Source organism: Mesorhizobium sp. WSM4808 (genome assembly GCF_055811675.1).
In genome coordinates this window covers 21,241-35,990 of sequence record NZ_JBVVQX010000004.1, presented here as the reverse complement: position 1 = coordinate 35,990, position 14,750 = coordinate 21,241, and the positions used below count along the sequence as shown (strand labels likewise).

General features: G+C 63.2%; 13 protein-coding genes. 3 read left to right on the top strand and 10 right to left on the bottom strand.

All coding sequences use genetic code 11. The features are described from left to right. Positions 1–21 precede the first annotated feature (21 nt). From AC0L2U_RS07920 to AC0L2U_RS07875, 10 genes are all read right to left on the bottom strand, one after another. Positions 22–1,062: a branched-chain amino acid ABC transporter permease gene (locus AC0L2U_RS07920; protein ID WP_127395874.1), complete on the bottom strand. Its 1,041-nt coding sequence runs from the start codon at positions 1,060–1,062 to the stop codon at positions 22–24. Between the two features lie 3 nt (positions 1,063–1,065). Continuing rightward, the gene (locus tag AC0L2U_RS07915) at positions 1,066–1,965 is read right to left on the bottom strand and encodes a branched-chain amino acid ABC transporter permease (RefSeq protein WP_127395873.1); all 900 of its coding nucleotides are present in this window, start codon (positions 1,963–1,965) and stop codon (positions 1,066–1,068) included. Further along, positions 1,962–2,897 (bottom strand): ABC transporter ATP-binding protein, encoded by a 936-nt coding sequence (locus AC0L2U_RS07910; protein ID WP_127395872.1) that lies wholly within the window; start codon positions 2,895–2,897, stop codon positions 1,962–1,964. The genes AC0L2U_RS07915 and AC0L2U_RS07910 overlap by 4 nt, the downstream gene beginning before the upstream one ends. 124 nt (positions 2,898–3,021) lie before the next feature. Then, the gene (sfnG, locus tag AC0L2U_RS07905; protein WP_128287597.1) at positions 3,022–4,125 is read right to left on the bottom strand and encodes a dimethylsulfone monooxygenase SfnG; all 1,104 of its coding nucleotides are present in this window, start codon (positions 4,123–4,125) and stop codon (positions 3,022–3,024) included. A 166-nt stretch (positions 4,126–4,291) separates the two neighbouring features. Next, positions 4,292–5,752 carry an FAD/NAD(P)-binding protein gene (locus AC0L2U_RS07900; RefSeq protein ID WP_292695602.1) on the bottom strand — a complete coding sequence of 487 codons (1,461 nt, stop codon included), beginning with the start codon at positions 5,750–5,752 and terminating at the stop codon, positions 4,292–4,294. After that, positions 5,749–6,921 carry an FMNH2-dependent alkanesulfonate monooxygenase gene (gene ssuD / locus AC0L2U_RS07895; RefSeq protein ID WP_128287598.1) on the bottom strand — a complete coding sequence of 391 codons (1,173 nt, stop codon included), beginning with the start codon at positions 6,919–6,921 and terminating at the stop codon, positions 5,749–5,751. The genes AC0L2U_RS07900 and ssuD overlap by 4 nt, the downstream gene beginning before the upstream one ends. 238 nt (positions 6,922–7,159) lie before the next feature. Further along, positions 7,160–8,098 carry a sugar ABC transporter substrate-binding protein gene (locus AC0L2U_RS07890; protein WP_127269514.1) on the bottom strand — a complete coding sequence of 313 codons (939 nt, stop codon included), beginning with the start codon at positions 8,096–8,098 and terminating at the stop codon, positions 7,160–7,162. 14 nt (positions 8,099–8,112) lie between these two features. Next, positions 8,113–9,108, bottom strand: coding sequence for an ABC transporter permease (locus tag AC0L2U_RS07885; protein WP_128287599.1), 996 nt, complete (start codon positions 9,106–9,108; stop codon positions 8,113–8,115). Then, complete coding sequence (locus AC0L2U_RS07880) at positions 9,108–10,106, bottom strand: ABC transporter permease (protein WP_245466373.1); 999 nt, start codon at positions 10,104–10,106, stop codon at positions 9,108–9,110. The genes AC0L2U_RS07885 and AC0L2U_RS07880 overlap by 1 nt, the downstream gene beginning before the upstream one ends. After that, entirely contained in the window at positions 10,103–11,605 is a 1,503-nt protein-coding gene (locus AC0L2U_RS07875; RefSeq protein WP_128287600.1) for a sugar ABC transporter ATP-binding protein, read from the bottom strand. Before AC0L2U_RS07875 ends, AC0L2U_RS07880 begins: the two co-directional genes overlap by 4 nt. A gap of 337 nt (positions 11,606–11,942) precedes the next feature. Between AC0L2U_RS07875 and AC0L2U_RS07870 the strand changes: the two genes are divergently transcribed. The 3 genes from AC0L2U_RS07870 (at position 11,943) to AC0L2U_RS07860 (ending at position 14,714) form a co-directional block, all read left to right on the top strand. Further along, entirely contained in the window at positions 11,943–12,617 is a 675-nt protein-coding gene (locus AC0L2U_RS07870; protein WP_128287601.1) for a GntR family transcriptional regulator, read from the top strand. A gap of 20 nt (positions 12,618–12,637) precedes the next feature. Then, positions 12,638–12,967: an L-rhamnose mutarotase gene (locus AC0L2U_RS07865; protein WP_473601707.1), complete on the top strand. Its 330-nt coding sequence runs from the start codon at positions 12,638–12,640 to the stop codon at positions 12,965–12,967. A 235-nt stretch (positions 12,968–13,202) separates the two neighbouring features. Next, positions 13,203–14,714, top strand: coding sequence for a UxaA family hydrolase (locus AC0L2U_RS07860; RefSeq protein WP_128363814.1), 1,512 nt, complete (start codon positions 13,203–13,205; stop codon positions 14,712–14,714). The last annotated feature ends 36 nt before the right edge of the window (positions 14,715–14,750 follow it).

Sequence of the window (14,750 nt, the reverse complement as noted above, 5' to 3'; positions counted from 1 at the left end):
ATTCATTTTCAATGCATCAGCTCAAGTCGACTGCCAGGCGAACAGGAGCCGTCTTCGGAACCTGTCCCACAGCGCCACCAGCCCGTCGGGTTCAAGGATCAGAAACAGGATGATGAGCGCGCCCAGCACGATGCGCTGGCTCATGTCGAGCACGCCCGAGTCGAAGAGATCGCCAAGCAGAAAGCCGCCGAGGCGCGACAGAGCGAGTGGAAAGACCACGATGAGGGCGGCGCCGAAAAACGCGCCGCGGATCGAAGCCAGACCACCGATGATGATGATGAACAGGATCTGGAACGACCGGTCGAGATCGAAGCCGTCCGGCTCGACGGTCCTGAGATAGGCGAAGGCCCAGATGACGCCGGCAACCCCAATGATGAAGGACGAGATGGCGAAGGCCAGAAGCTTGGTCTTCAGGACCGGAATGCCGATGATGCGGGCGGCGGTTTCATTGTCGCGGATGGCGATGAAGTTGCGCCCGGTCTGCGACGAGACCAGCCTATAGGCAAGGAAGGTCAGCACAGTGACGATGGTCAGCGCGAACAGATAGCGGCCGATGGCGCCGTCGAGCGCGAAACCTGAAATCGACAGTCTCGGCGCGTCGATGACGCCGGACGCCGAGTTGTTGGAAAACCAGCTGAACTTGGTCAACGCCCATTGCACGAAGAACTGCGCGGCAAGGGTCGAAACCGCGAGATAAAAACCCTTCAGGCGCAGGCTCGGCAGGCCGAAAACGACGCCTATCGCGGCCGCCACTATGCCGGCCAGGAAGATGCTGCCGGCCAGCGGCAGGCCTTCGACACGCAGGTTGAAATTATAGGCGGCAAAGGCGCCGGCCGCCATGAAAGCAGCACTGCCAAGCGACACCTGGCCGGCATAGCCGGTCAGGATGTTCAAGCCCACGCCGGCGAGGCTGAGCGCCAGGAAAGGCAGCAGGATGGCCTCGAACAGATAGCTTGAGCCGATCAGCGGCACGACGCCGTAAGCGAAAGCGAGCAAAAGCACGGGCACGACCCATTTCGGCAGCGCCGGCGCGGCGGCGAAATCGCTTGTTATCGCGGTCATCGTTCAGATCCTCTCGACGAGCTTCTGACCGAACAGGCCGGAAGGGCGGATCAGCAGGAAGACGAGCGCGACGACATAGGCAAACCAGCTCTCTATGCCGCCGCCGAAATAGTCGCCGATATAGACTTCGGCGAGCTTCTCGCTGGCGCCGATCAAGAGGCCGCCGACGATGGCGCCGAGGATGGAATCGAAACCGCCGAGCACCAGCACCGGCAGCGCCTTGAGCACCACCAGCGACAGCGAGAACTGCACGCCCAGGCGTGCGCCCCACAGCAGTCCGGCCACCAGCGCGACGAGGCCGGCGGCGGCCCATACAGTGGCCCAGATCAGGGGTAGCCTGAGGCCGACCGCGAGTGCCGCGAACTGATCGTCGGCGACTGCGCGGAAGGAGAGGCCGATGCGGGTGTAGCGGAAGAACAGCGACAGCAAGAGGACCATGCCGGAAGCAACCACGGCCGCGAAAATATCGAACTGGCTGATCAGCACGCCGCCGATTTCCAGCGGCACATCCTCGATGCCGAGATCGAGGCCGTGGACCTGCGTGCCCCAGATCAGCTGGGCAGCGCCTTCGATGATGTAGGACAGGCCAAGCGTCGCCATGAACAGGGTGATCGGCGGCTTGTTGGTCAGTGGCCTGAGCACCGTGCGCTCGATGGCGATGCCGATCGCCACCATGATGGCGAAGGTGACCACCAGCGCCAGCGCGAAGGGAATGCCGCGCTCGGAAAGGCTGACGAAGGTGAGTGCCGCAAACAGCAGCATCGCGCCTTGCGCGAAATTGAGCACGCCCGAGGTCTTGTAGATGAGCACGAAGCCGATCGCGACAAGCGAATACATGACGCCTGAGAGCAGGCCTCCGACGAGCACTTCGATGAAGAACTGGTAGTCGAAACCGGCGATCATATGCCTGCCCCGTCTTCATTGTCCGAGGCGACGCCGAGATAGGCATCGATGACGCGCTGGTCGTTCCTGACTTCATCGGGCGTGGCGTCGGCGATCTTGCGGCCGTAGTCGAGGACGGCGATTCGATCGGACAGACCCATGACGACGCCGACATCGTGCTCGATCAACACCACGGTGGTGGCGAAACGATCGCGCGCGGCACGGACGAAAGCCGCCATCTCGCTCTTTTCGCTCGCTGTCATGCCGGCCATCGGCTCGTCGAGCAAAAGCAGGCGCGGCGCGGCCACCAGAGCGCGGGCCAATTCGACACGCTTCTGCAGCCCATAAGGCAAGGTGCCGACAAGACGGTCGCGAATGGCGGTGAGATGGAGGAATTCGAGGACCTGTTCGGCACGGCTGCGTGAATCGCGCTGCTCGCCACGCGAGCGGCCGATGCCGAGCACCTGGCCGGCAAAGTTGGATTGAACCTTGTAGGCAAGGCCAGAGGCGACATTGTCGAGGACGCTGAGGCCCTTGAACAGTGCAAGGTTCTGGAAGGTTCTGGCGACGCCGAGATGGGCCAGCCGCTGCGTCGGGACCTGGGCATAGAAGGTACCGTCGAGCTGGACATGACCGCGATCCGGCCTGTAGACGCCGCTGATGACGTTGATCAGCGAGCTCTTGCCGGCGCCGTTAGGGCCGATGATGGCGCGGATCTCGCCTGGTAGAACCGACAGGTCGATATCGGCCAGTGCCACGACGCCGCCAAAGGACAGGCTGATGCCCTGAAGCGAAAGCAATGCTGAGGCAGCGCCGGCAACGGCCCCTGCCGGCTTGGCGACATCTTCGAACGACTGCTCCGGCCGTGGGCTTGACGGCAGGCCGCGCGCAAAGACCTCCGGTGCATAGGCGGAAGCCTCCATCACTCCGAGCGTATAAGTGGGCAGAGGCATTCCAATTGTCCTCGATTGCTTCAGCACGCGCGCAAATCCTCATTGCTGCTCGATGGCTCGAGCGCGCCGGGTAGCTTCCATGCGTGTGCTGGCCGGAATCTCTCCGGCCAACCTGTGCGGGTGACTATTCCGCCGCCAGCGACGCCGCTGCCTCGGCGTCTTCCAATTCGCGAACGAGCGGGATGACATGCTTGCCGAAATACTCGACCTCTTCCTGGAAGTGCAGGAAACCGAGCAGGATGAGATCCGCACCCGCGCGCTTCAGGTCGACGACGCGTTGAGCAACCTGCCTGGGAGTGCCGATCAGGTTGGAGCGGAAGCCGTCATTGTACTGGACCAGGTCGTCGAAGGACGATTTCGCCCAATTGCCCTCACCTTCCGGCGAGGCCTTACCGGCGTTCTTGACCTCATGGCCGAAAGCATTGACCGCGTCGGGATTGGCCTTGGCGATGATTTCGGCGAGCACTGCCCTCGCCTCGTCCTCGGTCTCGCGAACGACGGCGAAAGCGTTGACGCCGACCTTCACGGAATGGTTGTTGGCCTTCGCCTTGGCCCTGAGGTCGTCGACCTGCTTGGCGATTTCGGCCGGCGTGTTGCCGTTGGTGAAGTACCAGTCCGAAACCCGTGATGCCATGTCGCGTGCGGCGCGCGACGAGCCACCCTGGAAGATTTCGGGCAGCGGCTGCGGCGGCTTCGGCTTCAGCGAATATTGGTTGAAGCGGTAGAAATCACCACGGAAGGTGAAGCTGTCTTCAGTCCATATTCCGCGCAGCGCACGAATGAATTCTTCCGAGCGGCGGTAGCGCTCGTCATGGTCGAGCCAATGCTCGCCAATGGCGTGGAACTCGCCGCGGAACCAGCCGGAGACAAGATTGATCGCGACGCGGCCGTTGGTCAGGTAGCTGATGGTGGCGATCTGCTTGGCCGCCAGCGCCGGGTTCCATGGCCCGGGCAGGATCGCGGCGATGACCTTGAGCGTGGTGGTCGCCGCCAGCAGATCATGGCTGAACGCCACCGATTCATGCTGTTCGTCGGCGCCGTAGCCAGCGGTGAAACGGATCTGGCTGAGCGCGTAGTCGAAGCCGGACCTCTCGGCGATCTGCGCCAGCTTGCGGTTATACTCGGCCGAATGGTTGGTGCGCTGCTCGATGTTGGAGATCACCAGGCCGCCCGAAACATTCGGCACCCAGTAGGCAAACTTGATCGCGTCGGTCTCTGCGTGTGCCATGAAATGTCTCCCATTCAGGCCGTGTCATTGATCGATCCGGCCGCAACCGGACTTCGCCGATATTTATTATGTTTATAGAATATATATACAAAGAAGGATTTTCCGTTTTTGGGGCTCTCTTGGGACGGAAATACCAATTTTCGCTGCCGAACCCGGCCTGCAGATGTCAGCCCGCAAGAGGGCCATGCGCGGCATGGGCGCCGATCGCCTGCGCTGACGGTAGCGTAACCAGCAGCTTGGCAATTTCCCCCGCCACCGCCTGGGCATGGCGTGCAACTTCCGGCAGACCCATGAGCTCGCCGAAAGTGCCTCGTGCCAGCGGGCCGGCGACCAGGAGTGTCGCAACCGCCTCACCGTCCGAGCCGATTGCGCGGCTGTCGAGACTTGTCTCGATGCCAAGTCCATATTGGTCCGTCCTGATCAAGCCGGCTTCCGCCAGCGAGCTTAGCGCCGGGTTCAGCTGTAATGCCTGCCCATGAGCCGGACCCGTAGTGTTGATGACGGCATCGAAGCGCGTCGTCTCGATCCGTGTCTGCCCGCGTCGTTGGAAGCTGACAGCCAGGCTGCCGTCCTCATCGTTCGACGCGACAAGCCTGGCGGCAATGGTGTCGAATGTGCCGGCCGCATGACGCCGGTCGAGCACCGCCGCCACCTGCGGAGCGATCCTGAAGCGATGCACGTCCCAGAACACGCGCAGCCGGCGGACCAGCCTTGCCCGCTCCGGCGGGGCAAGTGCGGCCCACAGCACCGGCCCCTGCAGGCGCAGTTGGTCGAAGACCGCCTGCCAGTTGACATTGGCCGCTCTCGCAGCTGTCAGCGTCGCGCGAATGGCCCTGAGCAGGCCGAGCGCCGTCGTGGCCGGCGCGGATGCAAAATCGCCAAAAGGCTCGCCCCTGACATCGGGGTGTCCGCGCGAGCGTAAGCCGCGGCGCGACAGCGCGAGGATGCGGCCGCGATGGCCACGACGGTCGAGTTCGGTGACCATGTCGGCAGAGGTCAGCCCGGAGCCGACGATCAGCACCGACGCCTCCGGACCAATCGCGGCAAGCGCCGCTGGTGCATACGGGTCGGCGATGAAACCCGGTGCTTCCGTCAGATGGATCAGCGCGGCTGGAATCGCGGGCTGTGGGTGCGTCGCTGCCAGGACGACGATATCGGCAGCGACCAACCCACTGGACGTATGCACGGTCCAGCCCGCGCCACTGGCATCGCGCGTCACGCGTATGGCGGAACCTTGAACATGATGAACAAGGCCGGAACCGAGATACGGCGCCAGATGCTCGGCGACATAGCGGCCGAACACGCGCCGGCGCGGAAAAGCGTCGCCGTTCTTCCAGATGGCATCCGGGTCGTGTTCGAGTTCTCCGCTGCCAGTCAACCAGCGTGCAAAATGCTGCGGGTCGTCGGGAGCCATGCTCATCCTGACTGCGGGGACATTGACCCGGTGCGACGGTTCCTCGCTGGAATAGGCAAGGCCGCCGCCGAGCGCTGGTCGCGGCTCGATGACGGAAATCGACAGGCGCTCCGATTGAGGTGCTCGCGCCAGGTGCCACGCCACCGCCGCGCCGGAAAAGCCGCCGCCAATAATGGCGACGCGCAACCGCGAGGACGCAGGAAGCAAGTTCACGAGGCGCTGGCGAGCGACTTCGGCCGGTGGTCGCCGGCGATGGTTTCGCCGAACGGACCGGTGTTGACGGAAGAGCCGGCTGCCTTGACCAGATGGTCGGTCGGCAGTTTCGGCAGCACCAGCTCACCGAAGCGATAGGCTTCTTCGAGATGCGGATAGCCGGAAAGGATAAAGGTATCGATGCCGAGGCGCCGGTACTCGTCGATGCGCTCGGCGATCGTGTCGGGATCGCCGACAAGTGCGGTCCCTGCGCCGCCGCGCACCAGGCCGACGCCGGCCCACAGATTGGGCGCGATCTCGAGCTTAGCGCGATTGCCGCCATGCAGTGCGCTCATCCGCGCCTGGCCGACCGAATCCATGCGGGCAAAGACTTTTTGAGCCGAGGCGATCGTCGCGTCGTCGAGCCGGCTGATCAGCCTGTCGGCAGCGGCCCAGGCCTCCTCGGTGGTTTCGCGCGCGATGACATGCAGCCTAATGCCGAAGGAGAGCTTGCGGCCGGCCTTCTGCGCCAGTTCACGCATGCCGTCCAGCTTGCGCTCGACATCGGCTGGCGGCTCTCCCCAGGTCAAATATTTGTCGATCTCCTGCGCCGCCACCACGGACCCAGCGTCGGACGAGCCGCCGAAGTAGAGCGGGGGATAGGGTGTCTGCACCGGCGGAAACAGCAGCCTTCCATCCTCGATGCGGAAATGCTTGCCCTCATGTTCGACCGTCTCGCCGCTCAGCACCCGCTTGTAGATCCGAAGGAATTCCTGCGTCACCTCGTAGCGCTCGGCATGCGACAGGAAAATGCCGTCGCCCTTGTTCTCCAGCGGATCGCCGCCGGTGACGACGTTGATCAGCAGGCGGCCATTGGAGATGCGATCCAGCGTCGCAGTCATGCGCGCGGTCAGCGTTGGCGACTGCAAACCGGGCCGCACGGCGACAAGGAAACGCAAGCGTTCGGTCATCGGCACAAGAGCCGATGCGATCACCCAGGAATCCTCGCACGAGCGGCCGGTCGGCAACAGCACGCCGTAGTAGCCGAGCGTGTCGGCCGCCTTCGCCACTTGCGTCAGATACGGCAGATCGACCGATCTGCCGCCCTCGGCCGTGCCAAGATAACGGCTGTCGCCATGCGTCGGCAGAAACCAGAGCACCTTGATGCGGTCCGGCACGACCCGGCTCATGGCCTCTGTCCCGCTGCCTGACGAAGGCGGCCGGGTATGCCTGCTTTGGTGAGTAGCTGATGCGAAAGAGTGGGCATGGCGTGGTCCTGTCCGGGTGGAAACCAGATCGCCAGTGCAGATTGCTTATTCCACAAACTCTGTAGAGTTAGTTTATTCCAATTCTGCCGCCGCTATTAGAATTTCTCTCTCTGGCAAGAAAAGGAGGCCGGCCCGAATACACCGGGCCGGCCTCCTCGTATCAGAACGCTGGTTCGACCGCGTTGACGTTGTCCTTGGTGACGACGGTCAGCGGGATGGGCAGCCGGTCCTTGACCTGCTTGCCGTCGATGATCTCGGCCATCGTGTTGATTGCCAGGCGGCCATCCTCGACGGGCGACTGGACGATGGTCGAGTACATTTCATTGGTGCGGATCGATTCGAACGCATCCTTCTGGCCATTGATGCCGACGATCGGCGGTGCGGCCTTGGAGGGGTTGGCCTCCTTCCAGGCATCGATGAAGCCGCGGGCCATCGTGTCGTCATTGGCGTAGACGCCGCTGATCTGGTCGCCGAAGCGTGTGATCAGATCGCGGCTGACCACCAGCGCCTTTTGCTGGTCGAAGTCGGCGTTGACCGTGTCGAGCACCTTGATGTCTGCATTGGTTTCCTTGAGACGGTCGGTGAAGCCGCTGACGCGTCCGATCGTGGTGCCGTTGCCGGCCTGGCCGGCGATGATGACGACGGAGCCCTTGCCGCCGAGCGCCTTGCTCAGCGAGTCCGCCGCCAGCTTGCCTTCCTCGTAGACGTCAGGCCCGGTGAACGACTTGATGAACGGCTTGGCATCGTCGCTCATCGGTGAATTGATGAGGATCGCCGGAATGTTCGCCTGCTGCGCGCGCGCCAGCCCCGGTATGTATGCCTGCGGGTCGAGCGGCCACAGGATGATGCCGTCGACCTTGCGCGCAACGCAGGTGTTGAGCTGCTCGGTGCCTTTCTGGACATCAAAATCCTGGCTGAGGCTCAGGATCTCGATGCCGAGTTCCGCGGCGCGCGCCTGAAGCGCCTTGTTGGCCGGCGTCGCGTAGGCATGCGAATCCGCTGCCGTCACGTAGCAGACCGTCTTGGCGCTGGCCCAGCCCGTCGATGCCAGCACAGCCGCCACGGCGGCGACGTGAAGCATGCTTTTCTTGCCAATCATGTGTTTCCTCCCAATCATGTGGTTCCTCCTTGAGTGATTGGATTGTCGCGAACGAGCGCCGGGCGCGTGCCCGGAGCCCTCCCCTTGGTGGTAACGGCCCGATCGAGCACGACGAGCAGGATCAGGATAAGCCCGGACACGACCTGCTGGACGTATGCGGGAACGGACTGGAACTCCATCGCGATGGTCAGCGAGCCGATCGTCAGCACGCCGCCGAGCGTGCCGAGCGCGGATCCCCTGCCGCCTTCGAGACGAGTTCCGCCGACAACGACCGCGGCAATGACGGCGACCGTCAGTTCCGAGCCGAAGACGGGCGAGCCGGTGTTGGTGACGAGGCTCTGGAGAACCCCCGCCAGGCCGGCAAGCGTGCCGGCAAAGACAAAGCCGAGAAAGACGATACGGTCCGAGGCGATACCGCTTTCCTTGGCAGCCGCCGGGTTGGATCCCACCGCAAAGACGTTGCGCCCGGGTATGGTGCGCGTCAGCCAGAAATGCAGCAGCACGATCAGGGCGATGAACAGCGCGCTGCGGAGGGTGAAGACATCGAGATAGATCTTGGCCAGCGCCAGGGAGAGCATGATGTCGGTTCCGGTCACCGGCTGGCTGTTGGTGATCCAGTGCGCGAGCGAGCGGAAGATGAGCATCGTCGCGAGCGTCAGCACGAGCGAATTCACCTTCAGGCCGACGACCAGCATGCCGTTGACGGCGCCTGCCAAGGTACCGACCAGGATGCCGACGATCGCCGCAGGGAGAATGCCGATCTCTCGCTGCAGGATGACCGATACGATGCCGGCCAGGGCAAACACCGCGCCACCGGAGAGGTCGATCTGGCCCGATATCAAAAGCACCGTCAGGCCGATCGCGATCAGGCCGATTGTCGCCGCCCGGTCGAGGCCGAGGCCGAGGGTCGATGCCGAGAGGTAGCCGGGGACCACCAGCGCGGAAATGACAAGCGTCAGGCCGAGAATGACGACGACGCGATACTGCGAGACAAGCGAAAGAAAACGCATCACGCCACGCCCCGCTTGCGCAGCGCCGCATCCATGCCAACGGCGCCGACGATCAGGATGCCGAGCACGAAACCCTGGATCGGCGTGCGCACACCGTCGAGCACCATGACGTTGGTCAACAGTTGCACGAAGATGAGGCCGGCGATGGCCCGTGGCACCGATCCGAAGCCACCGACGATCGACACGCCGCCGACCACCACCGCCGTGATGGCACTGAATTCGTAGCCGCCGCCGATGAGCGGCCGCGCGCTCTGCAGCGTCAGCCCGAGCAGGCCGCCGCTGATGCCGGAAGCGAGTGCTGTGATCACGAAGGCGCCAGCCTTCACGGCCTGCACCGGAACCGCACTTGCCTCGGCGGCGCTGTAATTGCCGCCGGTGGCAAGCGTCCATCTGCCCCAGAAGGAGCGGGACAGCACGAAATGGCCGACAAGAGCAATGACCAGGAAGATCAGCACCACGACTGGAATGCCGAACAGCCGGCCCTTGGCGAACTCGGCGGAAGCGGGATTGCTGCCATAGACGATGACGCCGCCGACTGCCGCCTGGACGATGCCCAGTCCGATCGTGCCGATGCCGAGCGTGGCGATGATGGGGTTGATGCCGACATAGCCGACCAGGACCCCGTTGAGCAGGCCTATGAGGCCCGCGAGACCAACCGCCAGCACGAAGGCCGGCAGCGGCCCGATCATCGGCTGCAGCCCGAGCGACAGGATGGCGCCGCAGGCGATGGTGGCCGGCACCGAGAGGTCGGCCAGGCCGCCGACCACGAGCACGAAGGTCATGCCGACGACGACGATGCCGACGATGGACATCGAGGTCAGGACGTTGAGCAAATTGCCTGATGTGAAGAAGGCGGGGCTGACGAAGGAGCCGTAGAGCATCACGGCGAGGATGGCGAAGGCCAGCCCCGCCTTCGACAGGACACCGACAAGCCTGCTGCCGCGCGTGAAGCGGTCGTTGCGGTTCACACCGCCGATCTCCATGGCCGCTTCGGTCACGCCATCTCCTCCCCCGTGGCCAGCGCCATGATGCGTTCCTCGCTCAATTCGCTGCGCAGGAGCGGCTCGGAGGCATAGCCATCGCGCATCACCACCACGCGGTCGCAGACGCCGAGGATTTCGGGCAGCTCCGACGAGATCATCACGACTGCCATGCCGCCGGCGACGAGTTGGCCGATGATGTGGTGGATCTCGGCCTTGGCGCCGACGTCGACGCCCCGCGTCGGCTCGTCGAGGATCAAGGCCGAAGGTTTGGCGGCAAGCCATTTGGCGATGACCGCCTTCTGCTGGTTACCGCCCGACAGCAGGTTGATGCGCCGTTCGCCGTCGGGCGGTGAAATTGAAAACTGCTTGACCGAGTCCGCGGCAAGCGCGTGATCGGCGCTGCGGCTGATGCGTCCGAAACGGCTCAGGCGGCGCAATATGGGCAGGCTAATGTTTTCCCGGATCGACATTCCAGGCACGACGCCGTCGCCCTTGCGATCTTCGGGAACATAGGCAATGCCTGCCCTGACCGCCTGGGATGGCGAGTTGATCGAGACCTTGCGTCCGTTGACGCTGACCGAGCCCTCGACAAGCCGCGACAGGCCGAAGATTGCGCGGGCAACCTCGGTGCGGCCAGCACCCACCAGCCCGGTCAAGCCCAGTATCTCGCCGGCGCGTACATCGAAGCTGACATCGCGGAAGCGCGTGCCGTCGCTGATGCGTTCGACCCGCAGCACCGACTTGCCGATCTCGGCCGGGCTTTTCGGGAAGACATTGCTGACTTCGCGACCGACCATCAGCCTGATCATGTGAGCGGCATTTATGCCTTCGATCGGCCGCGTCTCGATCATTGAGCCGTCGCGCAGCACAGTCACCTCGTCGGCAATTTCGAGCACCTCCTTCAGTCGGTGGCTGATATAGATGATGGCGATTCCGTCATCGCGCATCTTGCGCAAGATCCGGAACAACGCCGCCGTCTCATGCTCGCTGAGGCTGGATGTCGGTTCGTCCAGGACGATGATCCTGGGCTGCGCCGCGTAGGCCTTGGCGATCTCGACGAGCTGCTGCTGGCTGATCGACAGGTTGCCGAGCCGTTCACGCGGGTTGATGGCCGCTCCGAGCTCATCGAGGACGGCGGCTGCAGACCGGATCATCTCGCTCTTGCGCAGAAAGGTCCACTTGCCCGGCATGCGGCCGAGATAGACGTTTTCGGCGACGCTCAGGTCGGGGACCAGATTGATTTCCTGATGCACCATGCGGATGCCCAGCGCCTGGGCATCGGCGGGCCGGCGCATGCGCACTTCGGCGCCGCCGACCCTGATTGCGCCGCTGGTGGGTGCGTAGGACCCGTTGAGCACTTTCATGAGCGTTGATTTGCCGGCGCCGTTCTCACCCACGACCGCATGAACGGTGCCGAATTTCACGGCGAAATTGACGTTGGACAGAGCCTTCACGCCCGGGAACGTCTTGCTGATGCCTCGCATGTCCAAGGCGCAATCGGCGGCGACAGTCATATCTGGCTAGGTTCCTCCTGGCGGCCGGCCGATCGTCCTCGGTATCGGCCATCGATATGTTAGTATAATAGTCGCTTCAACACAGCTCGACCTCTCTTCTAACTGGCTTGAACGTCCGGGCTTTTGAACACGCGACTCAGTCCAGGCTCTCGGTTGCGGATTGAATTTCTCACCTCGGATGATGACTATTGCACTAATATAACAGTTCTGGCAAGCTGGATTCCGGCGGTCGCTATGGACATCGTGTCACCGACACCCGCCGCTTCCATTGGATGCGTTCCAATTGACATTCTAGTATTATCTGGCCATTCCTGGTGAACGAAGACACGGATTTGCAATGGACCTGGATCCTTCGACGCTCAATCGGGCTCTTCCGCTCCGCGATCAGATCTACCACAAGATCCGCAACCTGATCGTCGTCGGGCAGTTGAAGCCGGGAGAGGTTATCAACGAAGTCGCCATCGCAGAGGCCCTGGGGGTGTCTCGCACGCCCGTTCGCGAAGCGGTCAAGCGCATCAGCGACGAGGGCCTGGTCAAGATCCTGGCACAGACCGGCACCTATGTTGCTCCGATCAGCCGGGCCGACCTGGAAGAAGCCTATGTCATCCGGCGGGCCCTGGAGATGGAGAGCGCCCGACGCGCGGCCGCCAAGTTCACAGCGGCAGCCAGCGAATTGCTGGAAGACAACATGGCGGCGCACCGGCTTGCCATATCCCGCGGCAGATATGCCACCGCGATACAGCTCGACGACGTCTTCCACCGCACCATAGCCGAGATTTGCGGCCTGCCGATGATCTGGAGAGCCGTCGACATCTCGAAGGCACAGATGGATCGCGGACGCTATCTCGCCATCCCAAGACCGGGTTATGGCGAACAGACGATCGAGCAGCACGAGGCCATTTTCGACGCGCTGAAGCGCCACGACGCCGAGGGGGCGGCAAGGGCCATGGAACATCATCTCGAGACGTCGTTCCGCAACACGCTCGAAGTCGCCGCCGACCTTCTCGACTGAAGCCCCTGCGAGCCACCGGCATGCAAAGAATGGGACTATGTATCGGCGTGAAAGCCGAGGCGATCGCGGACTACAAGCGCGTCCACGCCGCCGTCTGGCCCGAAGTGCTCGACGTCATCAGCCGCGCCAACATCCGCAACTATTCGATCTTCCTGCGCGAACCGGAGAACCTTCTGTTCGCCTGCTGGGAGTATCACGGCTGCGACTTCGCCAGGGATGCGGCGCGGATGAGCGAGGCGCCGGCGATGCGCAAATGGTGGGAGCTGTGCGACCCCATGCAGACGCCACTGCCGACGCGCGCCGACGGCGAATGGTGGGCGGTGATGGAAGAGGTCTTCCATCTCGACTGACCGTGTCTCGGCCGGGCGGCGATCCGTTGTTTCATCCAGCCGTTTGCCGCCCTCAAACTGCGCCGCAAGGCGCACTCATCGCACGCCACTCACCTGACCGATCCGCCGCAACGCCCTGCAGTCCAGGCCTTTCTCAACCGCACCTTGACCACTGACATTCTATTATATTAGTATTCCAAATCACTTTTGCCTCTCGACGCTTCTTGTCGGGGAGAGCTTTTTCAGAGTTTGGGTCATGGCACGGTTCATCAAGCTGTCGGATACCGACAACATTCTTCTGGCGGTCGATCCGTTGAAGATCGGGGACAAAGCCGGGGACGTGGCAGCGAAGGCGCGCATACCGCGCGGGCATAAGATGGCCCTGCGCGACATCGGCTCGGACGACCCGATCGTGAAATACGGCCAGACCATTGGCTTTGCGCGGGAACCCATCGTCGCCGGCGACTGGGTTCACGAGCACAATGTGTATCTGCGCAATTTCGAACGCGACTACGTCTTCGGCACAAATGCCAGGCAAACCGAGATCGTTGCCGAGGCCGAGCGGGCCACCTTCATGGGTTATCGCCGGCCGAGCGGCAAGGTCGGCACGCGTAACTTCATCGCCGTCCTGACGTCGGTGAATTGCTCTGCCAGCGTCGCCCGGTTCATCACCGACGAGGTCAACCGGTCTGGCATCCTGCGCGACTATCCCAATATCGACGGCATCATCGCACTCGTCCACGGCACTGGCTGCGGCATCGACACCAAGGGTCCCGCTTACGACCTGCTGAAGCGCACGCAATGGGGCTTTGCCACGAACCCCAATGTCGGCGGCGTGCTGATGGTCGGGCTCGGCTGCGAAGCGTTCCAGATTCCGCGCTGGATGCAGTCGTACAACATCGAGGAGAGCACGATTTTCCGCACGATAACGATCCAGGAAACCGGCGGCACGCGAAAGACAGTCGAGGCCGGCGTCAAGGCGATCGTCGACATGCTGCCTACGGTGAACGCTGCCGAAAGGACGCCGCAACCAGCCTCCGAACTGGTGCTAGCACTGCAATGCGGCGGATCGGACGGCTATTCCGGCATCAGCGCCAATCCGGCACTGGGTGCTGCGGTGGACCTGCTTGTCGGGCAAGGCGGCACGGCCGTGCTCTCGGAGACGCCCGAAATCTATGGCGCCGAACATCTTCTCGCCTTGCGCGCCGAGAGCCGCGCGGTGGGTGAAAAGCTGATCGAGCGCATCCGCTGGTGGGAGGATCATACCGCCAGGCACGACATGGAGATGAACAACAACCCTTCGCCCGGCAATAAGCTGGGTGGGCTGACGACCATCCTGGAGAAATCGCTCGGCGCCTCCGCCAAGGGCGGCACCACCAATCTGCGCGCAGTGCTGGAATATGCCGAGCCGATCAACGAGCGCGGCCTCGTCTTCATGGATACGCCTGGCTACGATCCGGTCTCGGCCACCGGGCAGGTCGCCGGCGGCGCCAACATATTGTGCTTCACCACCGGCCGCGGTTCGGCCTTCGGCTGCAAGCCGACGCCCTCGATCAAGCTTGCCTCCAACACCTTTATCTTCGAGCAGATGCGCGAGGACATGGACATTAATTGCGGAGACATACTGGACGGCGTCTCGCTGGCCGAGAAGGGCGAGGAAATCTTCGCCGAGATCCTGCGCGTCGCATCCGGCGGGCGCACCAGGTCGGAAGCGCTCGGCTATGGCGACAACGAGTTCGTGCCATGGAGCCTTGGCGCAACCATGTAGCGATATCGCCCGCCTGCGCAGGCCGGCCTTTATCCC